This is a genomic window from Nostocoides vanveenii (genome assembly GCF_039531165.1).
Taxonomy (GTDB): domain Bacteria; phylum Actinomycetota; class Actinomycetes; order Actinomycetales; family Dermatophilaceae; genus Nostocoides_A; species Nostocoides_A vanveenii.
This window is the reverse complement of sequence record NZ_BAAAPN010000056.1, coordinates 54,387-78,904: the sequence shown is the minus strand read 5'-3', so window position 1 is coordinate 78,904 and position 24,518 is coordinate 54,387. Positions and strand designations below refer to the sequence as shown.

The 24,518-nt window shown below is 69.6% G+C and carries 24 protein-coding genes; 3 read left to right on the top strand and 21 right to left on the bottom strand.

The window, feature by feature from the left end:
- Positions 1-102: 102 nt before the first annotated feature.
- From ABD209_RS12720 to rplS, 5 genes are all read right to left on the bottom strand, one after another.
- Complete coding sequence (locus ABD209_RS12720) at positions 103-417, bottom strand: DUF2469 domain-containing protein (RefSeq protein ID WP_344066935.1); 315 nt, start codon at positions 415-417, stop codon at positions 103-105.
- The gene (locus ABD209_RS12715) at positions 414-1,166 is read right to left on the bottom strand and encodes a ribonuclease HII (RefSeq protein WP_344066933.1); all 753 of its coding nucleotides are present in this window, start codon (positions 1,164-1,166) and stop codon (positions 414-416) included. The genes ABD209_RS12720 and ABD209_RS12715 overlap by 4 nt, the downstream gene beginning before the upstream one ends.
- 11 nt (positions 1,167-1,177) lie before the next feature.
- Entirely contained in the window at positions 1,178-2,062 is an 885-nt protein-coding gene (lepB, locus tag ABD209_RS12710) for a signal peptidase I (protein ID WP_344066931.1), read from the bottom strand.
- The gene (gene lepB, locus ABD209_RS12705; RefSeq protein WP_344066929.1) at positions 2,059-2,784 is read right to left on the bottom strand and encodes a signal peptidase I; all 726 of its coding nucleotides are present in this window, start codon (positions 2,782-2,784) and stop codon (positions 2,059-2,061) included. The genes lepB (ABD209_RS12710) and lepB (ABD209_RS12705) overlap by 4 nt, the downstream gene beginning before the upstream one ends.
- A 73-nt stretch (positions 2,785-2,857) precedes the next feature.
- Positions 2,858-3,214 (bottom strand): 50S ribosomal protein L19, encoded by a 357-nt coding sequence (gene rplS, locus ABD209_RS12700; protein WP_344066927.1) that lies wholly within the window; start codon positions 3,212-3,214, stop codon positions 2,858-2,860.
- Between the two features lie 193 nt (positions 3,215-3,407).
- Between rplS and ABD209_RS12695 the strand changes: the two genes are divergently transcribed.
- Positions 3,408-4,166 (top strand): ABC transporter permease, encoded by a 759-nt coding sequence (locus ABD209_RS12695; RefSeq protein ID WP_344066925.1) that lies wholly within the window; start codon positions 3,408-3,410, stop codon positions 4,164-4,166.
- A 46-nt stretch (positions 4,167-4,212) separates the two neighbouring features.
- Here the strand turns inward: ABD209_RS12695 and trmD are convergent, their stop codons facing one another.
- Both trmD and rimM read right to left on the bottom strand, forming a co-directional pair.
- The gene (gene trmD / locus ABD209_RS12690) at positions 4,213-5,424 is read right to left on the bottom strand and encodes a tRNA (guanosine(37)-N1)-methyltransferase TrmD (protein WP_344066923.1); all 1,212 of its coding nucleotides are present in this window, start codon (positions 5,422-5,424) and stop codon (positions 4,213-4,215) included.
- Positions 5,425-5,429: 5 nt separating this feature from the next.
- On the bottom strand, positions 5,430-5,960 hold the full coding sequence (gene rimM / locus ABD209_RS12685; RefSeq protein ID WP_344066921.1) for a ribosome maturation factor RimM: 531 nt from the start codon (positions 5,958-5,960) through the stop codon (positions 5,430-5,432).
- 100 nt (positions 5,961-6,060) lie between these two features.
- On the opposite strand from rimM, the gene ABD209_RS12680 reads away from it, so the two are divergent.
- Together ABD209_RS12680 and ABD209_RS12675 are read left to right on the top strand one after the other, a co-directional pair.
- Complete coding sequence (locus ABD209_RS12680; RefSeq protein ID WP_344066919.1) at positions 6,061-6,747, top strand: response regulator transcription factor; 687 nt, start codon at positions 6,061-6,063, stop codon at positions 6,745-6,747.
- A complete protein-coding gene (locus ABD209_RS12675) occupies positions 6,747-9,482 on the top strand; it encodes a DUF4153 domain-containing protein (protein WP_344066917.1) in 2,736 nt (911 codons plus the stop codon). Before ABD209_RS12680 ends, ABD209_RS12675 begins: the two co-directional genes overlap by 1 nt.
- A gap of 194 nt (positions 9,483-9,676) precedes the next feature.
- Here ABD209_RS12675 and ABD209_RS12670 read toward each other — a convergent pair whose 3' ends face one another.
- From ABD209_RS12670 to ABD209_RS12605, 14 genes are all read right to left on the bottom strand, one after another.
- Positions 9,677-9,925: an RNA-binding protein gene (locus ABD209_RS12670; protein ID WP_324386550.1), complete on the bottom strand. Its 249-nt coding sequence runs from the start codon at positions 9,923-9,925 to the stop codon at positions 9,677-9,679.
- The gene (gene rpsP, locus ABD209_RS12665; RefSeq protein WP_344066915.1) at positions 9,922-10,440 is read right to left on the bottom strand and encodes a 30S ribosomal protein S16; all 519 of its coding nucleotides are present in this window, start codon (positions 10,438-10,440) and stop codon (positions 9,922-9,924) included. The genes ABD209_RS12670 and rpsP overlap by 4 nt, the downstream gene beginning before the upstream one ends.
- A 272-nt stretch (positions 10,441-10,712) precedes the next feature.
- Positions 10,713-11,177 (bottom strand): RrF2 family transcriptional regulator, encoded by a 465-nt coding sequence (locus tag ABD209_RS12660; RefSeq protein ID WP_344066912.1) that lies wholly within the window; start codon positions 11,175-11,177, stop codon positions 10,713-10,715.
- A gap of 144 nt (positions 11,178-11,321) precedes the next feature.
- A complete protein-coding gene (locus tag ABD209_RS12655; RefSeq protein ID WP_344066910.1) occupies positions 11,322-12,407 on the bottom strand; it encodes an amidohydrolase family protein in 1,086 nt (361 codons plus the stop codon).
- Positions 12,408-12,773: 366 nt separating this feature from the next.
- Positions 12,774-13,631, bottom strand: a complete 858-nt coding sequence (locus ABD209_RS12650) for an ABC transporter permease (RefSeq protein ID WP_344066908.1) — start codon at positions 13,629-13,631, stop codon at positions 12,774-12,776.
- Positions 13,621-14,430, bottom strand: coding sequence for an ABC transporter ATP-binding protein (locus ABD209_RS12645; protein ID WP_344066906.1), 810 nt, complete (start codon positions 14,428-14,430; stop codon positions 13,621-13,623). Before ABD209_RS12645 ends, ABD209_RS12650 begins: the two co-directional genes overlap by 11 nt.
- Positions 14,427-15,476 carry an ABC transporter substrate-binding protein gene (locus tag ABD209_RS12640; protein WP_344066904.1) on the bottom strand — a complete coding sequence of 350 codons (1,050 nt, stop codon included), beginning with the start codon at positions 15,474-15,476 and terminating at the stop codon, positions 14,427-14,429. Before ABD209_RS12640 ends, ABD209_RS12645 begins: the two co-directional genes overlap by 4 nt.
- A gap of 246 nt (positions 15,477-15,722) precedes the next feature.
- The gene (locus ABD209_RS12635) at positions 15,723-16,889 is read right to left on the bottom strand and encodes a glycosyltransferase family 4 protein (protein ID WP_344066902.1); all 1,167 of its coding nucleotides are present in this window, start codon (positions 16,887-16,889) and stop codon (positions 15,723-15,725) included.
- Positions 16,890-17,047: 158 nt separating this feature from the next.
- A complete protein-coding gene (locus ABD209_RS12630; RefSeq protein ID WP_344066900.1) occupies positions 17,048-17,899 on the bottom strand; it encodes an alpha/beta fold hydrolase in 852 nt (283 codons plus the stop codon).
- Between the two features lie 18 nt (positions 17,900-17,917).
- Positions 17,918-18,052 carry a hypothetical protein gene (locus ABD209_RS12625; RefSeq protein WP_344066898.1) on the bottom strand — a complete coding sequence of 45 codons (135 nt, stop codon included), beginning with the start codon at positions 18,050-18,052 and terminating at the stop codon, positions 17,918-17,920.
- Positions 18,053-18,320: 268 nt separating this feature from the next.
- Positions 18,321-19,916, bottom strand: a complete 1,596-nt coding sequence (gene ffh / locus ABD209_RS12620) for a signal recognition particle protein (RefSeq protein ID WP_324386541.1) — start codon at positions 19,914-19,916, stop codon at positions 18,321-18,323.
- Positions 19,917-20,062: 146 nt separating this feature from the next.
- Positions 20,063-22,414, bottom strand: a complete 2,352-nt coding sequence (locus ABD209_RS12615) for a [protein-PII] uridylyltransferase (RefSeq protein WP_344066896.1) — start codon at positions 22,412-22,414, stop codon at positions 20,063-20,065.
- A 130-nt stretch (positions 22,415-22,544) separates the two neighbouring features.
- Entirely contained in the window at positions 22,545-22,883 is a 339-nt protein-coding gene (locus ABD209_RS12610; protein WP_344066895.1) for a P-II family nitrogen regulator, read from the bottom strand.
- Positions 22,880-24,277, bottom strand: a complete 1,398-nt coding sequence (locus tag ABD209_RS12605) for an ammonium transporter (RefSeq protein ID WP_344066893.1) — start codon at positions 24,275-24,277, stop codon at positions 22,880-22,882. Before ABD209_RS12605 ends, ABD209_RS12610 begins: the two co-directional genes overlap by 4 nt.
- Between the last annotated feature and the right edge of the window lie 241 nt (positions 24,278-24,518).

Below are 24,518 nucleotides of genomic sequence, written 5' to 3'. Positions count from 1 at the left end.
CTATGTCAGCACGCCACGAAAACCCTGGGGATCGTGCATCTCAGAGCCCGGTCGAGCCTGTGGATGACCCGCCCCTCGCGACGGGAGCGCGTCAAGCGCAGCTCAGAAACCGCCCTTAGGCACCTGAAGGTCCGATTTGGCCAGCTCTTCGACGTTGACGTCCTTGAAGGTGATGACCCGCACATTCTTGGCAAACCGCGCCGGCCGGTAGATATCCCACACCCAGGCATCGCTCATCGTGACCTCGAAGAAGACCTCGGCGCCCTCGCCGCGCACCACCACATCGACCCCGTTGGCGAGATAGAAGCGCCGTTCGGTCTCGACGACATAGGTGAACAGCCCGACAACATCGCGGTACTCGCGATAGAGCGCGAGCTCCATCTCGGTCTCGTACTTCTCCAGGTCTTCGCTGCTCATGCCAGTTCGCTTTCGTATGCGGCGACGTATTCGCCGTCACTATCACCCAGGTCGTTCCCACCGACGCCCGGCAACCGCCACGATCGCCGGTGCAGCGGGCACGGGCCACCGGCCGCGAGCGCGGCGAGGTGCTCGGGAGCGGCATACCCCTTGTTCTCCGCCCAGCCGTATGCCGTGTGCTCACGCGCATACTCGATCATCATCGCGTCCCGGGTCACCTTCGCCAACACGCTGGCGGCGGCCACTGACGAACACTTCAGGTCCGCCTTGATCATCGTGGTCACCGGCGGCGTGGTCACGTCCGTGGTCAGTGCGAGCAGCCCGACTTCGGCGGGGTCGGTCAGCCAGTCGTGGTTGCCGTCCAGGATGACCAGATCGGGGGTGACCGCGATCTGAGCGAGCGCGCGCCGCCCGGCCAGCCGCAGGGCCGCGATGATCCCGATGGCGTCGATCTCCTCGGGCCAGGCGTGCCCCACGGCATACGCCCGGCTCCAGCGGTGGATGCGCGGGACGAGCGCATGACGCGCCGCGGGGGTGAGCAGTTTGGAGTCCTTGACCCCCTGCGGTGCGGTGCGGCACTCGATGTCGATCACGACCACGCCGACGGTCACCGGCCCGGCCAGCGCACCTCGGCCGACCTCGTCCATGCCGGCCAGCACGGCATACCCATCCCGGTGCAAGGCGCGTTCGACGCGCAGCGTGGGTTTGCGCGAGCGGCCACCGACCGGGCGGATCGTGCGACGCGGCATACCGCTGGTGGTCATGGCGCGGGGACGGCGGCGAAGGTCGAGCCGTAGTTGGACAGCCAGCCGGCGCGGCCGATCGGCCAGACCAGGACGAACGCCCGACCCGTCACCAGGCTCACGTCCACCGACCCGTCGGAGCCATTGCCCGAGGCATCGTGCAGCCGAGAGTCGCTCGAGTGACCGCGATTGTCGCCCATCACCCAGATCTTGCCCGCGGGCACGGTGATATCGAAGCCGATCTCGCTCGGCTTCTCGCCGGCCTTGACATAGGGCTCGTTGATCGCCTTGCCGTTGACGCTCAGCCGGCCCTGGGCGTCGCAACAGGTGACGTGATCACCGGGCAGCCCGATGACCCGCTTGATCAGGTGTCCCTCCGCCGTGTCGGGCAGCAGACCGACGAAGGTCGCCGCCTTGACCAGCTCGTTGATCACCGGCCCCCGGTCCTTGGTGGGGGTCGGTGAGAGCCAGTTGCCCGGGTCCTCGAAGACCACGACATCGCCGCGATGCAGGCCGATCAACCCCGGCACAAGCTTGTTGACGATGACCCGGTCGTTCTTGACGAGCGTGGACTCCATCGACTCCGAGGGGATGTAGAAGGCCTGCACCAGGAAGGTCTTGACGAGGAAGGACAGGGCCAGCGCAATCGCGCCGACCACCACGAACTCCCGCACGGCCGCCGCCAGCGCCGCGCCCGGTCGGCGCCGCTCCTCCTCCTTCGACGCAGCCGGCTTCGCCGTGTCGCGCTCCCCCTGCAGCGCTTTGGTCGCCGGCACGCTCGGCATCGGATAGCGGGCGTCGGGGCCGGGCTGCGTCGCCGCCAGGCCCTGACCGGCAGCCACGTCCTCTGCGCCGGCCGCGGTCTTTCCGGCCGCGTCGGCGTCGGCGGGGGGCTGACTCATTTCGTCGCTGCCGCGGGGATCTTCGCGAGCTCGGCGTCGCTGGCATACGAGCCGGTCGTGCCCATCCGCCCCAGGGGCCAGTAGCGGAAGACCGGCCGCCCGATCACATCGGTAACGGGCACCATCCCCCCGCCCGGGTCGCCGAGGTGGGCGCGGGAATCGGCGGAGTTGGAGCGGTTGTCGCCCATCATCCACAGCCGCCCGGCGGGCACGCGGACATCGAAGGGCTGCAGGCTGGGCTGCATGCCGCCGACCAGATAGGACTCGTTGATCACCGTGCCGTTGATGGTGATCTTGCCCTGCGCATCGCAGCAGACCACGTGATCTCCGGGCATGCCGATGACTCTCTTGACGTAGTCGCGCTCGTTCAGGTGCACCCCGAAGACGCTCGCCACGGCGGCAGCGGCCTTGCCGAAGGTGCCGGTGAACCGCTCAAGGGTGCCCGCCGCGAAGGTGTCGGTGCCGTTGAAGACGACGATGTCGCCTCGGGTGACGTCATTGCTCAGCTTGCTGACAACGACGCGATCACCGACTTCCAGGGTCGGGATCATCGAGCCCGACGGCACATAGAAGGACTGCGCGACGAAGTTGCGCAGGAGCGCCACGAGCACGAGCGCAAGGAGGAAATGCACCCACAGCGGCAGTTGCCGCTTGGTGCTCTTCGCGGTTCGCCGCGACGACCGCGTGACCGCGGGCGCGGCGGCTTCAGGCTCGGACGTCATAGGTGAGGCAGCCTAACGCGAGACCCTGACAGCCCGGTTGCGGGCGGTCAGGGTCTCGGGGGTCGAGTCGGCGTCAGTTGGCCGGGGTGTCGCGACGCTCGCGGATGCGCGCGGCCTTCCCGCGCAGACCACGCAGGTAGTAGAGCTTGGCGCGGCGCACATCGCCGCGGGTGACGACCTCGATCTTGTCGATGATCGGGGTGTGCAGCGGGAAGGTCCGCTCCACACCGACGCCGAAGGAGACCTTTCGGACGGTGAAGGTCTCGCCCACGCCGCCGCCGTGGCGACGGATGACCAGACCCTGGAAGACCTGGATACGGGAGCGGGTGCCTTCGATGACCTTCACGTGCACCTTGACGGTGTCACCGGCGCGGAAGGCGGGCAGGCCCTCTTTGAGGGAGGCCTTGTCGAGTTCGTCGAAACGCTGCATGTCGATGCTGCTTTCTCGCGGGCGCCACAGGCCGCTCACGGATGTTCTGTAATGATTGCGGTATGCCGTCCGGCTGGCCGCGCGAGTCGCCTCGCTCCCCCTGTGGCAGGGGCCGGTTGGTGATGCTGGACGCAAGGATCAATGGTGCCAGAGACCACCGGTGGGAGCGAAATCGCGTGGGTGGGAGGCTCGATTGACGATCACGCCAGGCTGGCCGGTCGCTATCGCGATCGTCCTGCTGATTCTGCTGACCCTGGGCGCGTATGCCGTGGGGCGACTTCCCAAGGCGGGCGCCACGCTCGTGGCGTCGGCACGCGCGCTGGTGCAGTTGAGCCTCGCGGCCCTGGTGATCACCGGGGTCGTGACGTCGCTGGCCTGGTCGCTCGTGGTCCTTGCGTTCATGTTCACCGTGGCCGTCGTGACGACCGTGCGCCGGATCGAGGCACCCGCGGCCTGGCCCTGGGCGACCCTCGCGATCCTGGCGGGCCTGCTGCCCGTGGCCGCCATCGTGCTGCTGACGCGGACGATCCCGCCCACGGGGATCGCGCTGATCCCGGTGATGGGGATCTTGATGGGCAACACCATGAACGGGCATACCTTGGCCTGCCGCCGGGCGTTCGCGGCGCTGCGCGAGGAGCACGACCAATACGACGCGCGGCTGGCGCTCGGCTTCGTGCGGTCGGACGCGATCCGGGCGATCGTTCACCGGCATCTGCCCGAGGCGCTCATCCCCGGGCTGGATCAGATCCGCACCGCGGGCGTGGTGACGTTGCCGGGGGCGTTCATCGGTGTGCTTCTCGGGGGCGGATCGCCGGCACAGGCTGCGGCCGCTCAGGTGCTCGTGCTGATGGGCATCATGGCTGCACAGACGGTCACGGCCGTTGTCGCCGAGGAGTTGATCTGCCGGTGCCTGCTGCTGCCGCCGGATCTGAAGGTGGCGCTGGAGCCCTGAGGCCGGGGCTGCGCCGATCCGTGCTCCGCAGCTTTTCCGCTGTCACCTAGCGCCGGGGCTTGATCAGGTCGATGGTCTCGGGGTGGACGGCCGAGGGCCAGGGCGCGAGCCGATAGCCCGCCTTCTTGTAGATCCGCTGGTTGCGCGTGCTCGTGCCTCCCGTGTTCAGCCACAGGCGGGTGATGTCCGCCGGTGCCAGCGACTCGGCGAACGCGAGCACCCCGCGGCCTAGGCCGCGGCCTTGCAGATCGGGGGCCATCATCAACCGCCCGATCTGCCACGTATGCCGTTGCGCCGGGTCCCGCCGCACCCGCACCGAGGCGACCAGCCGGCCGTGGACGCGCCAGAGCCAGGTGTCCCAGTCGGTGAGGGCTTGCGTGAGTTCGGGTAGGCCGTCGGTCATCGGCGGGAAGTCCAGAGTCCCGAAGGTGCGCGCCTCCGGCACCCAGCAAGCCCGGGTCAGCACCACCAGCTCGGGCAGGTCGGCGGGCGCCGCGAGGGCCGGCGCCCCGAGTTCCTCGAGCGTCGTCGCAGCGGCCTCGGGGCGAAGCAGATCGGGGCGGCGCTCGGCGGTGCGTTCGAGCCGCTGCTGGTGGCGCCAGGCAGCAATCGCGGCATGATCCCCCGACAAGAGCACGGGCGGCACCGCGCGGACGACCTCACCGGCCGGCCCGCGAACTCGCCAGGACGCGGGCTTGGTGTAGACGGGATATTCGAGCAGGCCGCCCTCGTGCGACTCCTCGACCAGCGACTCGGCGTTGCCGACCACGCCGGGGACCAGCCGGCCGATCGCCTCGACCATTGCGAGCACGGCGACCTCGCCGCCGTTGAGCACATAGTCACCGAGGGAGACCGGCGTGACCTGCCACCCGAGGTCGGCCGCGGCGAAGTCGCAGACCCGCTCGTCGATCCCCTCGTACCGGCCGCAGGCGAACGCCAGCCAGGGCTCGGTGGCGAGCGCACGGGCGAATGGCTGCGTGAAGGGGCGGCCGGACGGGGCCGGCACGAGCAGGTGCGGGGTCCCGGGGGCGAGGGACGCGGCATACGTCAAGGCCTCCGACCACGGCTGCGGTTTCATCACCATGCCGGCGCCGCCGCCATAGGGGGTGTCGTCGACGGTGTTGTGGCGATCGTGGGTGAAGGTGCGCAAATCATGGACCGCCACGTCGAGCAGCCCCTCCCGACGCGCCTTGCCGATCAGCGAAAGATCAAGCGGCGCAAGGTATTCAGGGAAGATCGTGAAGACGTCGATGCGCACGCGCGTCAGCCTTCGCGGGCGATGTCGAACAAGCCGGGGGGCGCGTCCACGACGACCACACCGGCCGTCGGATCGAGCGAGGGCACGATGGCTTCGACGAGCGGGACGAGCACCTCGGTCCCGTCGGTCAGCGTGACGACCAGGCGGTCCTGAGCGACGCCGACGTCGAGCCCGGCGACCGTTCCGAGCGGCTCGCCGGCGGGGTCCAAAACACGCAGACCGACCAACTCCTCCTCATACCATCCGTCCTCGTCGTTGCCCGTCTCGTCTTCCTCATCGAGCAACAACTGCGTGCCGCGCAGACCTTCAGCACCCGTGCGGTCGGGAATGCCGTCGAAGGCGAGCAGCCAAATTCCTTTGTGCTGCCGGGCATTTCGGATCGTCAGCGACTTGGGGACACCGGAGCCGGCGGCGGCGTCGGTGACGAAGGTCGCGCCGGGCACGAAGCGGCCCATCGGGTCGTCGGTGTGCGCCTGCACGGTCACCTCACCGTGGAGGCTGTGCGGCTTGCCGATACGGGCGACGAGAACACTCACCGGCCCATTCTCCCAAAGCCCGAGACCGACGCCCAAAGCTGCACGGAACCCACACATTTCGCGCACGGAAGGTCCACTGCTCGCCTCCTAATCTGGCCGTATGACCGCCCGCCTGCTCGTCGTCGAGGACGAACCCGTCATCAACCAGGCCGTCACCGACCGCTTGCGGGCGAGCGGGTACACCGTCCGCCAGGCCTTCACCGGGCCGGAGGCCGTCGCCGCCGTCGATGCGGAAGAGCCCGACGCCGTCATCCTCGACATCATGCTGCCCGGCTTCGACGGCATCGAGGTCTGCCGGCAAATCCAGTCCCGACGCCCCGTCCCGGTGCTCATGCTCACCGCGCGCGACGACGAGTCGGACATCCTGGTCGGGCTCGGCGTCGGGGCCGACGACTATCTGACCAAGCCCTTCCGGATGCGCGAACTTCTCGCTCGCGTGCACGCCCTGCTGCGACGGGTCGAGCGTGCAGAAGTGTTGGCGCGCAAGGCATCCGGATCGATGACGGTCGGCGCGCTGGTGATCGACACGGGCACTCGCCGGGTGGGCATCGAGGGCACCGACGTGCACCTGACGCCGACCGAGTTCGACCTGCTCGCGGCCCTGGCCGCGGCGCCGGGGACCGTTCTGACGCGCGAGCAATTGCTCGAGGACGTCTGGGGCTGGTCGGACGCCTCGGGCACTCGCACCGTCGACAGCCATGTCAAAGCCCTTCGCGCGAAGATCGGCGGCACGCGCATCCGCACCGTCCACGGGGTCGGGTATGCCCTCGACGGGGGTGGGCACTGATGGCCTCGCCCCTGACGCGGCTGGCCTCCCTGAAGGTCAAGCTTGGGGCGTTGGTCGGCATCAGCGTGCTGGTGTCGGCGACAGTGGCGACACTCGGCGCGACGCACGGGGTGAGCCGGTGGTTGGTGATTCCCGTCGCGGTGGCGATCTCGCTGATCCTGACCCAGTTGCTTGCCGCCGGAATGATCGCCCCGCTGCGGGAGATGACCGAAGCGGCACGCCGGATGGCGCGCGGTGACTACTCGGCCCGGATCGACGCCCAGGGACGCGACGAAGTCGCCACGCTCGCAAGGGCTTTCACGACCATGGCCGCTGACTTGAAGGACGTCGACCAGCAACGGCGCGATCTGGTGGCGACGGTCTCACATGAGCTGCGCACGCCGGCTGCAGCCCTACGGGCGGTCCTGGAAAATATGGCCGACGGTGTGACTCCGGCGGACGAGGCCGGCCTGCGGTCCGTGCTGGCGCAAGCCGAGCGGCTCAGCGATCTGCTCGCCGACCTGCTGGCGCTCTCCCGGATCGACGCCGGCCTCGCGCCCCTGCGGACGCGGTCCGTGGATGTGGCCGGGTTGCTCGCCGATGCCGGGTGCGAGATCACGCTCTCGGGCCGGGAGGTCCCGGTCCGGGTCGAGGTCGTGCCGCCCGACCTGCACGTCGCGGCCGAGCCGATGCGGCTGCGCCAGGCGATCACCAATCTGCTGGACAATGCCGCCCGCCACAGCCCGCCCGGCAGTGAAGTCCGGGTGACCGCTCGGCTCGCGTCACTCGATGGCGATCGCGATTCCGTTGACGGACAAGGACATTCGAGTCCCAGGCTGTGGACGATCGACATCGAGGACGACGGACCGGGCATCCGGGCCGAGGACCGCCAACGGATCTTCGATCGCTTCGGCACGGCCGCCGCCGGGGGCACCGGACTCGGGCTGGCGATCACCCGGTGGGTGGCCGAGATCCATGGGGGGCGCGTCGACGCGCTCGACCCGCGCCCCGGGCATACGGGGGCCCGCCTGCGGCTGACCCTCCCGGTCGAACCGCACGTCAGGACCGTTACCGCGCTGCCGTCGCCCTCCACACCAAGCCCACCGACCGTCCCCGACCACCGCCCCCCGGCACCGGCGTCGCCGTCCAACTCGATCACCGGCCCAGGAGCCACCATGTCATTCCCATCCACCCGACCCACGCCCCCGCTGCCCGCGCCCTACCCCGCCGGGTCGATCCCGCTTGGCCCGGGCCGCACGCCACCGCCGGCCATGGACAGCGCCTTCGGGTCGCTCTGGCCCGAGGTCGATGTGCCCGGCCGGCCGCGCCTCCTCCTGGCGGCGCTGGCCGTGGGCCTGCTTGCGGCCGTGATCCTGCCCTTCCGCGACCAGGGTGTCGGAACCACTCTCGTGCTGCTCGCGGGCGGCGCCACGCTGGCCGCGGCCGCGCGCCGGCGGTCCTGGCTGACGGCCGTCTGCGGTGTGCTCGGCATCGCGCTCGCCCTCATCCCGATGCTGCGGGCTGCGGGCTGGTTGATCCCCTTGACCCTGCTGGCAGGCGCGGTCACCGTGGTCATCGGCGTCACCCCGGCCCGCTCGCTGACCGCGTTGATCGGCTCTGCACTCGCCTGGCCGCTCGCTGGACTGCGCGGTCTGCCGTGGTTAGGTCGGATGCTCAGCACCAGCCGCCGCACCCGGGCCTGGTGGCCGGTCATCCGGACCGCAGCGGTCAGCCTGGCCGTGCTGGTGGTCTTCGGCGCACTCTTCGCGTCCGCGGACGCGGTGGTCGCGCACTGGGTCGACCTGCTGGTCCCCGACCTCTCGATCGACACGGCGATCTTGCGGGGCTTCGTCTTCTGCGCCTGTTTCGGCATCGTGCTTGCCGGCTGCTATCTCGCCATCAACCCGATCATGGACGCCTCCCTCACGCTCCCTGCGGGCCGGGTGGCCCGCCACGCGTGGGAATGGTTGGTGCCCGCGGCGCTGGTCATCGCGACCTACGCGGTCTTCATCGCCGCCCAGGTGACCGCCTGGCTGGCCGGGCACGAGTATGTCGAGCGCACGACGGGCGTGACGTATGCCGAGTACGCCCGCCAGGGCTTCGGCCAGCTCACCGTCGCAACGGTTCTCACCATCCTGCTCGTCGGGGTGGTCGCACGGCACGCGTCCCGCGCGGCCGAAGGTGACCGGGTGCTGCTGCGCGCGGTGCTCGGGCTGCTCGGCGTGCTCACGCTCGTGGTCATCGCCTCGGCCATGTGGCGGATGAATCTCTATCAGCAGGCCTACGGCTTCACGACCCTACGGGTGGTCGTCGATGCCTTCGAGATCTGGGTCGGGCTCGTGGTCCTGATGGTGCTCTTGGCCGGAATCTCGTTGCAGGGCAAGTGGATCCCCCGCGCTGCGGCGCTCACCGGCGTCGGCATCGTGCTCGGGCTCGGCTTGATGAATCCCGAGGCGTGGGTCGCGAATCGCAATGTCGATCGCTTCGAGCGACTCGGTGACTACGCGTTGGACGTCGCCTATCTCGGCGGTCTCTCCGACGATGCGATCCCAGCTATCACCGAGCGACTGGCCGGTCAGGCCCGCACGTGCACGCTTGCCCAGTATGCCGCCCGCACCCATCGCAGCGACGACGCGCTGGAGTGGAACCTAGGTCGCAGCCGGGCGCGCACGGCCCTGGCCAATCTGGGCGTGTCGGTGCCGGATCTCCAGGCCACCAGCCCCGCGTGCGGAGCCTTCGACGACGCCACCCGCTGACGCCGAGATCGTCCGTCGTCCGCCATTGGGCGAGACCGGCGGACATGGGGAAGGACCTGCGCTTCTCACATCGCAAACCGGTGCCGCTTGCAGACAACCGGATNCGTCCCGGGACGTGACAACAACGGGGCCGATCGCGTGCGCGATCGGCCCCGTTGTCTGCGTCGTCGAGGGATCCCGTCACCGCGTGCGGGTCAGCGCACGCGGTCGGTGTCGACGATGTCGATCCGGACGTTCTGGCCGCCGGCGAGGGCGCCCATCACGGTGCGCAGAGCGCCGGCCGTCCGGCCCGAGCGACCGATGACCCGGCCGAGGTCGTCGGGGTGGACCCGGACCTCGAGCAGGCTGCCCCGGCGAAGGTCCTTGTTGCGGACCACGACATCGTCCTTGTGATCGACGATGCCCGTGACCAGGTGCTCCAAGGCCTCTTCGAGGAGGGTCACTCGGCGGCCGCTTCGGGGTCGGCCGCAGCGGACGCCGTCGTGGTGGCGTCGGCGTCGGCGTCCACTGCCTCGTGCGACGCGCCGGAGGAGTCGGTGTCGGCCGCTGCCGGGGCCTCGGCCTTCTTGGCGGCCTTGCGCGGGGTGGTCGCAGACGGGGCGGAGTCCGCCGACTTGCCGGCGGCGGCGACGGCCGCTTCGTAGAGTTCCTTCTTGCTCGGCTTGGCCGCGGCGACCTTCAGGGTGCCCTCGGCGCCGGCCTCGCCCTTGAACTTCTGCCAGTCACCGGTGACCTTGAACAGCGCTTCGACCGCTTCGGTGGGCTGGGCGCCCTGAGCGAGCCAGTACTGCGCCCGCTCGCTGTCGATGTCGATGAGCGACGGCTCCTCGGTGGGGTGGTACTTGCCGATCTCCTCGATGGCCCGGCCATCGCGCTTGGTGCGCGAGTCCATGACGACGACCCGGTAGAACGGAGCGCGGATCTTGCCCATCCGCTTCAGGCGAATCTTGACGGCCACGTGGGTGGTCCTCTTTCTCGTGTTGTGAGCACGGCAAGACCAGGCGGAATCGCCTGGGGGGCCGAAACTCGGGGTAGGCGCTCACGCTCGACGGTGCGGGCGCGCGCGGGTACGAGCATCCATTCTGCCAGAGCCGAACCGGGGCTCCGACCACGCATGCCGGGCCGCGCGGCCGTGGCAGCGCATGGCAAAGGCGTCGTTCGCAAGGGAAATGTTCTCGTGCGAACACGACCGTTGTGGCATCGGGCGGGAAAGTTGTGACGGGTGAGGCGTCAGCGGTTGGCCCAGGCGTCCGGGTCGTCGGCGAGGTGACGGACGTGGTCGGGCAGGTCGCCGGCGACGAGGTCGGCAAGGCTGACCTCGTCCAGGACGCGTCGCAGGCTGGCGCGGACCGCGACCCACACGGTGGGCAGGTGGGCGGCGGCGCCCTCATACCGCACGTCCTGCGGGCGCACGCCGCGCACCTCGGCGAGCGGGCCGGACACCACCCGGAAGACGGCGCCGAGGCTGATGTCGCCCGCGTCGCGGGCCAGGGCGTATCCCCCATACGCGCCGCGAGTGCTCACGACGATGCCGCCTCGGCGCAGATCGGCGAGGATGGCTTCGAGGAATTTCCGCGGCAGGTCCTGGCGGGCGGCGAGCGTCTCGGCCGACAACGCCCCGCCCCCCGTGGTCTGAACCTCAGCGAGCATGGCGAGAGCGCGGATCGCATAGTCCGTCTTCGCCGAGATGTCCACGAGTGTGATTGTGTCGCATGCGGCAACCGCCGCAACACCTGAGCCGCGCCCAGGCGCCACGGCCGCCCCCGTCGTCACCGATATCCCCGGGCCATGAGGCTGCAGCCGACGGACCGGCCGCGCCAGCCGGCCGCCGGGGGTGGGTCACCCAGGGGGATAGACGCGCCCGCGCAAAATGATCGCGATGGGTGCGGCGAGCACGCCGAGGTCGGCGCGCGGATCGGCGGGGAGGACGAGCAGGTCCGCGTCGGCACCCTCCTCGATGGCGGGTCGCCCCAGCCAAGCGCGGGCGCCCCAGGTCGCCGAAGACAGCACGGCCTCGGCAGGCATACCGGCCGTATGGAGGCGCAGCGCCTCCCGCGGCGCCAACCCATGCGAGAGGGTGCCGCCGGCATCGGTGCCGAGATAGATCGGCACACCGGCCTCGTGGGCGGCCGCGATCGTCGCGTCGCGGCGCTCGTAGATCGCCATCATGTGCGCGTAATAGAGCGGGAACTTCTCGCGCGCCGGCTGCGCGATCGCTGGGAAGTTGTCGATATTGATCATGGTCGGGACGATCGCAATGCCTTGCGCGGCAAAGGCTCCGGTCGTCTCCGCGGTCAGGCCACTGGCATGTTCGACGCAGTCGATCCCGGCTGCAGCAAGATCATCGAGGACGGCTTCACCGAAACAGTGCGCCGTCATGCGGGCCCCCTCCTCGTGAGCCGCGGCGACCGCGGCGGCGACGGTCTCGCGCGGCCAGCAGGGCGTCAGGTCGCCGGTCGCGCGGTCGATCCAGTCGCCGACGATCTTGACCCAGCCGTCCCCTCGGCGGGCCTGGCGGCGCACCGTCTCGACCAGTTGGTCGGGCTCGACCTCGTCGGCATAGTCGCGGATGTAGCGGCGGGTCCGCGCGATGTGGCGTCCCGCGCGGATCAGCTTCGGCAGGTCAGGCCGGCCGTCGATCCACCGCGTGTCCGACGGCGAGCCCGCGTCCCGGATGAGCAGGGTGCCGTGGTCGCGGTCCCGGGTGATCTGGGCTTCGGCGGTCTCGGCGTCGACTGCGCCGTGCGCGTCGAGCCCGACGTGGCAGTGGGCATCGGTCAGGCCGGGCACCACCCAGCCGTCGAGGGTCGAGGACTCACCAGCGGGGGCGGTAAAGGTGATGCGCCCGTCGAGCACCCACAGTTCGTCGCGCACGTCGTTCGGTCCCACCAGGATCGGCCCCCGCAGGCGCAGCGCATCTCCCATACCCCCCGACCTTAGCCCCCGTCGCGAGGCCGGTTCAGACCCGTCTGGGTCCCCACGCTCTGCGTGGGCGAGGCCGGTTCAGACCCGTCGACAGGCCGGTTCAGACCCGTCTGGGTCCCACGCTCTGCGTGGGCGAGGCCGGTTCAGACCCGTGGCGCCCCTTGCCAGGTACGGGCAACCCGATCATCTCGTCCGGGTCCCCGTTCGGCGCGGCCGGAGCAGCCTCGCGCGACGAAGGAGCGGGGAACGTGCCGACCCCCAGCCCCGCGTTCCCCGCTCCCGTTCGCGTCGGCCACCTAAGGCCGTATGCCGCCCGCCTGGCTCGCGCGCGAGCGGTCCAGATCGCGCCACCTCGGGCCCGCCTGGTCAGCTCAGGGCGCCCACTCCGCGACGGCGTCGCATGGTGGCGTCGACGGCCGCGAAGGCGGAGTCGACGAGGACGCCGATGAGCAGGATGGCGATCATCAGGGCGAGCATGTAGCTCGGCTCCCCCAGTTCGCGGCTGTTGGCGAGGAAGGCGCCCAGGCTCGGCCGGTTGGCGATCGCGACGATCAACTCACCGGCGAGCAGCGATCGCCAGGCAAAGGCCCAGCCCTGCTTCAGGCCCGAGACGATGCTCGGCAGCGCCGCCGGCAAGATGATGTGCCGATAGAGCGCGATGCCCCGCGCGCCGATATTGCGCCCGGCCCGCACCAGGGTCGTCGGCACATAGTCGACGCCGCTGATCACGCCATTGGCAATCGACGGCACGGCTCCGATCAGGATCACGAAGAGGATGGCTTTCTCGGAGAGCTGGAAGAGCAGGATCGCCAACGGGAACCACGCGATCGACGGCATGGTCTGCAGCCCGGTGATCAGCGAGCCGATGGCGGCACGCAGGACCTTCGAGCGGGCGACGGCCACGCCGAGGAGCAGACCGATCACCGAAGCAATGAGGAAGCCGACAACGCCCCGCGTCATCGTCACCGCCGTGGCATGCCAGAAGGTCCCTTGCGTCAGTTGGTGGGCGAACTCGCCGAACGCCGAACCGGGACCGGGCAGGACATACGACGGCTTGAGCTTGAACCAGACGACAACCTGCCACAGGCCCACAAAGAGCCCGATGGCGGCGATCTTCGGCCAGGTCTGCGCCCATACGCGACCTGCGAGTGGTGCCTCGTCGGTCGCCGACTCCAGAGCGTCGAGACCCTTGAGTTCTGTTGCGAGAGAAGCGTCAATCGCCATGGCGCGCAACCTCCTTGCGCAGTGCGGTGGTGATCTGGCCGGTGGCCGAGCCGACCGCCGGGTCGTCGAAACGCCGCGGGCGCGCCAACTCAATGGGGTATTCCTGCACCACCCGGCCGGGCCGGCTGGACAGGAGGACGACCCGGTCCGCGAGGCGCACAGCCTCACGGACGTTGTGGGTGACGAAGAGGACCGTCAGGCCGCGAGCGCGCCATACGGACTCCAACTCATCGTGCAGCAGATCGCGCGTCATGGCATCGAGCGCCCCGAAGGGTTCATCCATCAGGAGCACCTGGGACTCGGTGGCGAGCGTGCGAGCCAGAGCGACACGCTGCCGCATCCCGCCCGATAGCTCATGGGGTCGCTTGTCGACCACGTCACCGAGGTGCACGCTGGCTAACAACTCGTGGGCACGCTCAAGGCGCTGCGCCTTTGGCACGCCGGCCAGCCGCATCGGCAGGGCGACATTGTCCAGCGAGGACAGCCACGGCATGAGTGCGTGTTCCTGGAACATCAGGGCCGGCCGGCCGGCGACCGATACCCGTCCTGACGTTGCCTTGTCCAGCCCGCTGACGATATTCAGCAGGGTCGACTTGCCGCATCCCGAGGCCCCGACGAAGCAGACGAACTCGCCGCGCCGGACGCGCAGGTCGATGCCGTCGAGGGCAAGGGTGCCGCGGCCATACCGCTTGGTGACCTCGTCGAGGACGACGGCGTTGTCCGAGCCGCCCTCCTCGCGAAAGGCGTTGATTCCGAAGGGATCGTCGGCGCGCGCGTCGGGCACGGCGAGTGCTGTCATGACACGACGTCCTTGCCGGCGGCTTTGAGGACCTGGTTGAGGATGGTCAGGTCGACCAGACCATCGAGCTTGGGCTCGGTCTTGAGAATGCCCACGTCATAGGCGTGCTTGGCACCCTCGGTCAGCGCGGACGAGACCGGGTCGTTGGTGAACTCGAGGTTCTTCCAGGCGTCGGCGAGCACCGCCGGGTCGAGGGCCTTGCCCGAGACGGTCTTGATCACCGCGCCGACGTCGGCCTGGGACTTGGCGGGATCGTTGGCGATGAAGTCTTCGGCCTCGACCTGGGCCTCGAGCAACGCCTTGACAGTCTCGGGGTGGTCCTTGAGGAAGTCCGGGCGCACCGCGAGCACGGTGACCGGGAACTTCCCGTTCGGCCAGAGCGAGTGCTCGTCGACCAGGACCTTGCCGCCGGCCTGGACCAGCCGCGTGGCATACGGCTCGGGGACCCAAGCGCCGGCAATCAGCTTCTGGGCGAAGGAGTCCAGGATCTGCGAGTTCTCCTGCGGCGTGATGGAGACGTCGCCGCCGCCCTGCAGATCTGTCTTCAGGCCCTTCTCCTTGAGGTAGTAGCGCAGCGCGACGTCCTGGGTGTTGCCGAGTTGCGGGGTGGCGACCTTAGTGCCCTTAAGGTCCGCGACAGACGCGATCGAGGGGTCGACCACCAGCGCAGCGCCGCCGGTGGCCGCGCCGGCCACGATGCGGATGGCCTCGCCGCCGGAGTTGATGAAGGCGTTGGTGGAGGGGCCCGGGCCGACATAGGTCGCGTCGATGGCGCCCGACTTCAGGGCCTCCATCGCGGCCGGGCCGGCGTTGAAGGTCGACACCTTAAGGGTGGTGGATCCGAGGTGCTTGGCGTAGAGGCCTTCCTTGTCCGCGACGATCGGGAGTGCGTGCGTGACATTGGGGAAGTAGCCAAGCTTGACCTCACTGGCCGCGAACCCGCCGCTGGAGCCGCTAGACCCCGCGTCCGTGCCGCCGGAGCAGGCCGTCAGCCCGAGAATGCCGGTCAAGACGAGGGTGGTCGCGGTGCGCCGCGAGAGTGCCATGGGTGGTGCCTTTCGTGCAAAGGGCGTAGGCCGTCCGCGGCGCGCCGCGTCCGACCGAAGTGGTAGGAGACGGGCGTCGGTGCCGTCGTCGTCTATTCCTACAGTAGATATGGGAATACAAGACAATTGATGTCCGTATGCCGAGACGCGCCTCGGCGTCGGCTGGTGACGACCTGCCGTTTGCCGGCTTCCCCACCCGGCATGCCACACCCGCGCCTCAGTGTGGCGCCGGCGGACTGTGCCCGCTCAACGTCGGCTGGCGGCGTGCCGTTCCGGAGCCATCCGCCGGCGCGCGTGCGCGTAGTGCTCCACAAGGGTGGCGGTCAGGCTCGGCCAGGTGCGTTCGGCCACGGCAGCAGTCGCCGCCGCGCCCATCCGCTCGCGCATGGCGCGCTCACTGACGAGGTGTCCCACGCAGGCGGACAGGGCACCGGAGAGCGCGGGGTCGAAAAGCAGGCCGGTGCGGCCATGCTCGACCAAATCGAGTGGGCCGCCCACCGCGGCGGCCACCACGGGCAACCCGGATGCCGCCGCCTCCTGCAGGGTCTGGCCGAAGGTCTCGGTCGTGCCCGGGTGCACGAAGACATCGAGCGCGGCATACGGGATCGCGAGGTCCGCACCCTGCCGGAAGCCGAGGAAAGCCGGGCGGGCGCCGCACCCGAACGCCCTGTTCAGGGTGGTCTCGAGCGCCGCCCGCGACGGCCCGTCCCCCACGATCACCAGCCGCAGACCCGGTATGCCGGCGAGCTCGGCCAGCCGGTCCAGTTCCTTTTCCGGGGCCAGTCGACCGATATAGCCGACGAGCGTTTCGCCCGCTGGGGCCAGGCGTGCCCGCAGGTCGCGAGCGGCTGGGTGGTTCCGCCAGGCCGGCGAGAAGAGCGTCGTATCGACGCCGCGCCCCCACAACGCAGTTCGCTCGACACCATGCGCCCGCAGGGCCGCCAGGCTGGCCGTCGACGGTGCGAGGGTCTGGTCGGCGAGGGCGTGCACCCGCCGCACCCAGCGCCAGGCCAGGTTTGCGACCTGGGGTGCGAGGGGGCCAGGGGCGTGCTGCTCGGCATACCTCGGCATGTCCGTCTGAAAGATCGCGACGCTCGGCAGCCCGAGTTCGTGGCACGCCGACAAGGCGCGCGCGCCAATGACGAAAGGGCTGGCGACATGCACGACATCCGGCGCAATCTCCGCAAGCAGGGACTCGACCCGGCCGCTGGGCACGCCGGTGGGGAACTGCCGCACGGGAACGGAGCGCACCGTGTGCACCGGGATCGGGCCGAACCACGCGGGCGCCGGATCCGGAGCGATGACGACGACATCGTGGCCGAGCAGATGCAGGCATTCCGCCACTCGGCATACCGAGGTGGTCACGCCGTTGATGCTGGGCAGGAAGGACTCGGTGACGATCGCAACGCGCACAAGGCAACGGTCCCGGACGCCAGGAGGGCATCAGCCGTCCACGACAGGTGTGGCAGGCATCGTGTCGATGAAGTCTTGGCGCGGGATCAGCGGGGAGAACCAGTCGGCGGTGGCGGGCAGCGAGCGTCGGCGGGCGACGGGCACCGGTCGGCGAGCGATCAGCGGACGGCGAGCAGGCGCCGGAGCGTCTCGATGACGACCTGAGGTGAGTCGGTGTGCACCCAGTGGCCGGCGCCCTTGACGGTGACCTTGCGGACCGCGGGGAAGAGTTCGCGCATCCGCTCGGTGTCCTCGTCGGCGACATAGCCCGACTCGGAGCCGGCGAGCCAGAGAGTTGGCCCGCCGAAGGGAGACGGGGCGGGCAGCGGATCGCCGGCGTTCACGGCATACGGGAAGTCCGCGATCCGCGAGGCGGAACCGCGAGCGGCGTCTCGCGCGACAAGCTGCAGATTGCACTGCCAGGCCCAGCTGTCACCTGCGCGGCGCAGGTTTTGCAGGAGGAAGGCTGCGACGCCCGGGTCGGGCTCGACCTGGGCGAAGCGTTCCTCCGCATCGCGACGGCTGGTCAGTTCCTCCAAGGGAAGGGCCTGCATGCCGGCGATATAGCCCGCGAAGCGGTGCAGGTTGTGATAGCTGCGCGGCGCGATGTCGACGACGCAGAGCTTCTCGAAACCCGCCGGGTGCTGGAGCGCGGCGATCATCGCGGTCTTGCCACCGAGGGAGTGCCCGACCAGGGTGACCGGCTCGTCGCCGGCCCAGGCGCTGATCGTGTCGGCCACGCGCGCGGCATACGTCTCGTAGGAGAAATCGTCGGTCCACGGCGAGCGCCCGTGATCAGGCAGGTCGATCATCAGCGCGCGTGCGTCCGAACCACCTTCCCCCACAACGCCTTTGGCGATCTGCTGCCAGTTGCGCCCCTGCCCGAAGAGACCGTGCAGGAAGGCGATCCGAGGCCCGCTGGACCCCGCGGTGAGCGTATGCAGGGCGGCGGGCGAAGGTGCTCTGGTCACCGACCTAGCGTGCCAGGCTCACGCCGCTGGTGCCCCGGCCGCGTCGATCGCCCGCTGGATCAGCGCGGGAAGCGAGGCGAAATGGCGGGCGTGGATACAATCCAGGGTCTCCCGGGAATCGGAGGCGAGAACCACGACCTCGGTGTCATCCACGGCCGAGCGCATTCTCGGCGTCGAATCGGGCGCGCAGGGCCTCAGCGCCGTCATCAACTCCTCAAATCGAAGCAACCCTCCGGTAGGGCGGTCGAGCGCTATCAAGTCGTACATGGTGTTCGACCTCCTAGGTTTCCTCAGGAGTACCCAGTCACTCGCCGAGCTAGGTCTCGGCTCCCACACGCCGACTCGTCCTCCGCCCTTTCCTCGCTACCGTCCAGTAAGTGGGGTGATTCACCCCACTTACGGCAGGGCAGGAAGGGCGGGGCTACTGCCCGAGGAACTTCTCGAAGCCCTTGGGCAGCTTGCTCGGGTCCAGACCGGCGGACGGGTCGGAGCCACCTAAGCCCGCGCCGAAGGCGCTACCGGCAGGCGCGCGGTTGGCGCTGCTGGCTGCCGCCCGCTCCTGCTCGGCGCGCTTGGCGGGGTTGCCCGACTTCGACTTGATGCGCTGGGGGGCCTGCTGACGACCACGCTTGCCCGTGCCCGGCAGGCCCGGCATACCGGGAATCCCGCCGCCGCGGGCGAGCTGCTTCATCATCTTCTGCGCCTCGGTGAACCGCGTCAGGAGTTGGTTGACCTCGCCGACGGTGACCCCCGAACCGGCGGCGATACGGGCACGCCGGGAGCCGTTGATCTGCTTGGGGTGCGAGCGCTCGAAGGGCGTCATCGAGCGGACCATCGCCTCGACCCGGTCGAACTCGCGCTCGTCGAGGGCGTCGAGCTGAGCCTTCATCTCGTTCATACCGGGCATCATCTTCAGCATCGACTTCAGCGAGCCCATCCGCTTGATCGCGGCCATCTGCTGCAAGAAGTCGTCGAACGTAAAGTCTTCGGCCGCAAGGAACTTGCGTTCCATCTCCGCGGCCTGCTCGCGATCGAAGGCCTTCTCCGCCTTCTCGATCAGGGTGAGCATGTCGCCCATGTCGAGGATGCGCGAGGCCATCCGGTCGGGGTGGAAGATCTCGAAATCCTTCACGCCCTCGCCGGTGGAGGCAAACATGATCGGGCGGCCGGTGATCTTCGCGACCGAGAGCGCCGCACCACCGCGGGCGTCACCGTCGAGCTTGGAGAGCACGACGCCGGTGAAGTCGATGCCGTCCTGGAAGGCCTGCGCGGTCTCGACGGCGGCCTGACCGATCATCGCGTCGATGACGAAGAGGACTTCGTCGGGCTCGATGGCGTCGCGGATGTCTGCGGCCTGCTGCATGAGGTTCTCATCGACCGCGAGACGGCCGGCGGTGTCGACGATGACGACGTTGTAGAGCTTGGAGATCGCGTGTTGGATGCCGTCCTCGGCGACCTCGACCGGATCGCCGTATGACCGCGTCCCTTCCCCCGTCGGCCCTACGGCATCGTGCCCGCCGACATTGCCCTTCTCGGGCGCGAAGACCGGCACTCCTGCCCGCTCGCCGACGACCTGAAGCTGGGTCACAGCATTCGGCCGCTGGAGGTCCGCGGCCACGAGGAGCGGGGTGTCGCCCTGATCCTTGAACCACTTGCCGAGCTTGCCGGCGAGCGTCGTCTTGCCCGAGCCCTGGAGGCCGGCGAGCATGATGACGGTCGGCGCGGTCTTGGCCAGCCGCAGCGGCCGGGTGTGCTGGCCGAGGATGTCGATGAGTTCCTCGTTGACGATCTTGACGATCTGCTGGGCCGGGTTGAGCGCCTGGGAGACCTCAGCGCCGAGGGCGCGCTCACGAATGTTGTGCGTGAAGTCCTTGACCACGGGCAGCGCGACGTCGGCCTCTAAGAGGGCCATGCGGATGTCGCGGACCGTCTTGTTGACGTCGGACTCGCTCAGGCGGCCCTTGCCCCGCAGGTTCTTGAAGGTCGCGGCAAGGCGATCGGAGAGTGACGTGAACACGGGCTCAAGCCTAACCGGGCGCGTCCAGCTGGTCCGCCGGTGCCGAGAATGGCTGAGGCGCGCTGCCGGGCGAGCCGGCGGCCAGTGCCGGACGAGCCGACGCTTGGTCACGCCGAGCCGGCGCTCGGCCAGGTAGAGCCAACGCGTCAGGAGTCGCAGGAGTCGATGATCGCCGCCACCGTGGCGGCGACGCGGGGCGGGCTGAGCATGGCGCCGGACGCTTCGGTCAGGTAGAAGGTGTCGAGCGTCTGCCCGGCATAGGTGGCGATGTGCGCGGATCGCACCGTCAGACCGGCCTTGGCGAAGCACCGGCCCAAGTCGTGCAGGAGGCCGAGCCGGTCACGGGTCCGGACCTCCAGCACCGTGGCGTCCGACGCTGCATCCGGGAGCACGAAGGCTCGCGTCGGCATACCGGCGGCAACCGCGGCGGCGGCCGGGCGGGCATACGCACGGCGGCGCTCAAGGGCGGCCAACGGCGCCCGCTCACCGCGCGCGAGACCAGCGAGCCCGAGCGCGAGCCGCGAAGCCGACGGCGCGTCGGAGCCGGGGACCTCGACGATCCATTCGTTTGCGGCGACGGCGTCGAGGGTGTGCAGCACAGCGGTACGCACGGTCAAGCCCTGGGCGGCGAATAGGCCGGCCGTGTCGGCGAATAGCCCGAGCCGGTCCCGGTCGAAGACCGCGATCCGATAGGCCCCGTCGATCTCGCTGACCTCGACAACCGGCTCCCCCACCGCGAGTTGTGTCAGCACCTCGTCGGGCAACTCAACGACGTCCGGCGCTGCGTCCGGACGCGTCCGCGTGCGCCCGGTGCGGTTGACCTCAACGCACAACTGCTCGAAAAGCTTTGCGCGCCAGTCGTTCCAGGACAGGCTGCCGGCAGCCTTGGCATCGGCGATCGACAGATAGCGCAGGAGGTCAAAGACATCCGGGTCCTCCCCGGCCGCCGCCCACGCGGCCGTGGCGGTTGCCGGATCCTCCAGGTCACGCCGGGTCGCGAGTTCCATCAATGTCAGGTGCTCGCGCACCAGCCGCACGACGATCTCGGCATCGGCGTCCGCGACCCCCATCCGCGCCAGCACCGACCGGGCGATCTTGGCGCCGGTCACCGAGTGATCGTGCGCACCGGCCACCTTGCCGATGTCGTGCAGCAGGGCGGCAAGCAGCAACAAGTCGGGCCGCGCGACCTCGCGCACGAAGGCGCTCGCTTCCACGACCGTCTGGATCAGGTGCCGATCGACCGTATGCCGATGGATCGGGTTGCGTTGCGGCCGCGAGTCGACTGCGCCCCACTCCGGCAGCCAGCGCGCGACCAGGCCGGCCTGGGTAAGTCCCGCCCACACCGCCGGCAGGCCCGCTCCCGTGGCGAGCAGGTCCGTGAACAGATCCCTGGCCAATTCGGGCCACGGGGTCGACAGGTCCCCGACCTCGGCAAGATTCGCCAGTGTCTGCGGGCTCAGGGCCAGGCCGGCCCGCGCCGCGACCACCGCTGCTCGGATCGGCTGGGTGACGTCTGCGCTGGGGGCCGCCCCCAGCACGGCCTCGCCATCGTGCTCGAAGACGCCATAGCCGAGGCCGACCATGGTGGGCCGGCGCGGGCCGACGCGCAGGGTGCGCGCGCGCTGGCTCTGGCCGGCGCGGCGCATCGTGGCGTCCAGCGCATAGGCCAGGGTGCGCCCGCTGCGCGAGACCATCGTCATCAGGTCGTCGGCGTCGCTATAGCCCAGGAGCGCGGCTACCGCGTCGTGATCCTCGCGGCCGAGTCGGTCGCGGCCTCGTCCGGTGACGACCTGAAGGGCGTCGCGGACGTCGAGCAGGCGGGCATACGCCTCGTCGACCTCGCCATGGGGCCGGTCGGTGAGCCAGGCGGCGACGAGGGCGCGGAGCACGGTCATATCGCGCAGGCCGCCGCGGGCTTCCTTCAGGTCCGGCTCGATGGACTGCGCGAGTTCGCCGTGCCGGTCGTGGCGCTCCCGCAGGGAATCCACGAGCTGGGGTAGGCGCTTTCGGGCCTGCGCACGCCAGTCGTGCGCGAGAGTTGAACGGATCGCAGCCACGAACTCGCGATCCCCGGCGATCGGCGCCACATCTAGCAGCCCCACGGCCGCGCTGAGGTCGGCGGAGGCGATCGCACGGCATTGCGCGAGGGTGCGGACGCTGTGATCGAGACGCACATTGGCGTCCCAGATGGGATACCAGACCCGGTCGGCGAGCGTCGTCAGCCGCTCGGCCGGCAGCGACCGGCCGTCGTGCAGCAACACCAGGTCGATATCGCTCAGCGGCCCGGAGTCGCCGCGGCCGAGGGAACCAACGGCCGCGAGCGCCACACCTGTGAGCGCTTGGCCGTCGGTGGCCTGCGCCCATAGCTGATCAAGCCAGTCGGTCAGGTAGGCCCCGATGGCGGCGCGCCGCGTCGGGCCCGCCCCAGGCGCGGTGAAGCTGCGCGTGCCGGCCAGGTCCAGCCGGGCACCGTCGATGCCGGTGGGCGAAGTACGCATGGCTCCTCTTCGTCGCGTGCGTTCGGCGTGACACCAGGTATGCCGCGCGGCTGGGAGGGGAGATATCTCCGGGTCCCGGGCCGCGCGGCATACGGGCGCGTCGCTGTTGTGACGGTGGGTTGTTGTCGGCTCAGATGGCGTCGGAGCCGCGCTCGCCGGTGCGGACGCGGGCGATGTCCTCGACGGGGATGACCCAGACCTTGCCGTCGCCGATGCGTCCGGTGGAAGCGGCCTTGACAATGATGTCGACCACGGCGCCGGCGTCGATGTCGTCGAGCAGGACCTCGACGCGGATCTTCGGGACGAAATCGACGGTGTATTCCGCGCCGCGATAGACCTCGGAGTGCCCGCGCTGGCGGCCATAGCCGCTGGCCTCGCTGATCGTCATCCCGGAGATGCCGTAGGCCTCCAAGGCTGACTTGACGGTCTCGAGCTGGTGGGGCTTGATGATGGCAGTGACGAGCTTCATGCGTTCGCTCCTTCGGTGACGGGGGCCTCGCGCGTGACGCCGACCGCGCCCAGGGCGCCGGCCAGGCGGCCGCCGCGGGGGCTGAGGTCATAGGCGGTCTCGGCGTGCTCACTCTGGTCGATGCCCGCGGACTCGGCGTCCTCGGTGATCCGCCAGCCCATGGTGGACTTGAGCGCGTAACCGATGATCGCGGTGACGACGCCGGAGATGGCGACCGAGATCAGCGCGATGAGGATCTGGATGACGGTCTGCTTGACCCCGTGACCGTAGAGCAGGCCGGTGGTGGTCGAGAGCAGGCCGGCGCCGATGGTGCCCCAAAGGCCGGCGACCAAGTGGACACCGACGACGTCGAGGGAGTCATCGAAGCCGAACTTGAACTTCAGGCCGACGGCATAGGCCGAGAGCATGCCGGCGACCAGGCCGAGGGCGATCGAGCCGAGCGGCGAGAGGGCGCCACAGGCCGGGGTGATGGCGACCAGGCCGGCGACGACACCGGACGCGGCGCCGATCGAGGTGGCGTGTCCGTCACGCAGCTTCTCCAGCAGCAGCCAGCCGAGCATCGCGGCGCAGGTGGCGACGGTGGTGTTGATCCAGACCAGGGCGGCCGTGCCGTCGGGCGCGAGCTCCGAGCCGGCGTTGAAGCCGAACCAGCCGAACCACAGCAGGCCGGCGCCGATCATCACGAGCGGGACATTGTGCGGGCGGAGTGCTTCCTTGCCGAAGCCGAGGCGCTTGCCGGTGATCAGGGCGAGGACGAGGCCGGCCATACCGGCGTTGATGTGCACGACCGTGCCACCGGCAAAGTCGATGGGCACGATGTTGGCGACCTCGTCGGTGACCCCGAAGATCTTCGCCGACAGGCCGTCGGCCGAGCCCGAAAGCAGGCCGCCGCCCCACACCATGTGAGCAATCGGGAAGTAGCACAAGGTGACCCACAGGCCGGAGAACACCAGCCAGGTGGAGAACCTCACGCGGTCGGCGATGGCGCCGCTGATCAGGGCGACGGTGATCACCGCGAAGGTGAGCTGGAAACCGACGAAGGCGAGCTCGGGGATATTGCCGTAGCCGTCGTAGCCGAAGGGATTGACCAGGCCCGCGGTGTCCTTGAGCCCGAACTTGTCGAAGGGATTGGCGATGATGCCGGCGAGATTGGTCGGGCCGAAGGACATCGAGTAGCCGTAAACGACGTAGATGATGCCGACGACGCCCATCGCCCCGAAGGACATCATCATCATGTTGAGGACTGACTTCGCCCGCGTCATGCCGCCGTAGAAGAGCGCGAGCGCGGGCGTCGTCATCAGGAGGACCAGTGAGGCGCACAGGATGAGGAAGGCGGTCGACGCATAGTCGATCGTCGGCTCATCGGCAGCCGCGAGGGTGACGAGTGTTGTCATGCGGCCTAGCTTGGGCGCGCGCGATTTCCGGCTGTTGCGCGTCGTGTTACGGCGATGTTGCCGGATGGCGTGGCGCGTTAGCGTCCGGTAACCGCGAGGGTGATTTCTCGGATGTCGAGACGCACACCGTGCAGTCGCGGCCGACGTGGGCCAGTGAACCCTGCGCCGGGGCGCAGCGCCGGGCGGGCCGGCGGCCACGGGCGGGCTCGGGCGGGCGGGCGGGCTGGCGCGCCGGCGGCAG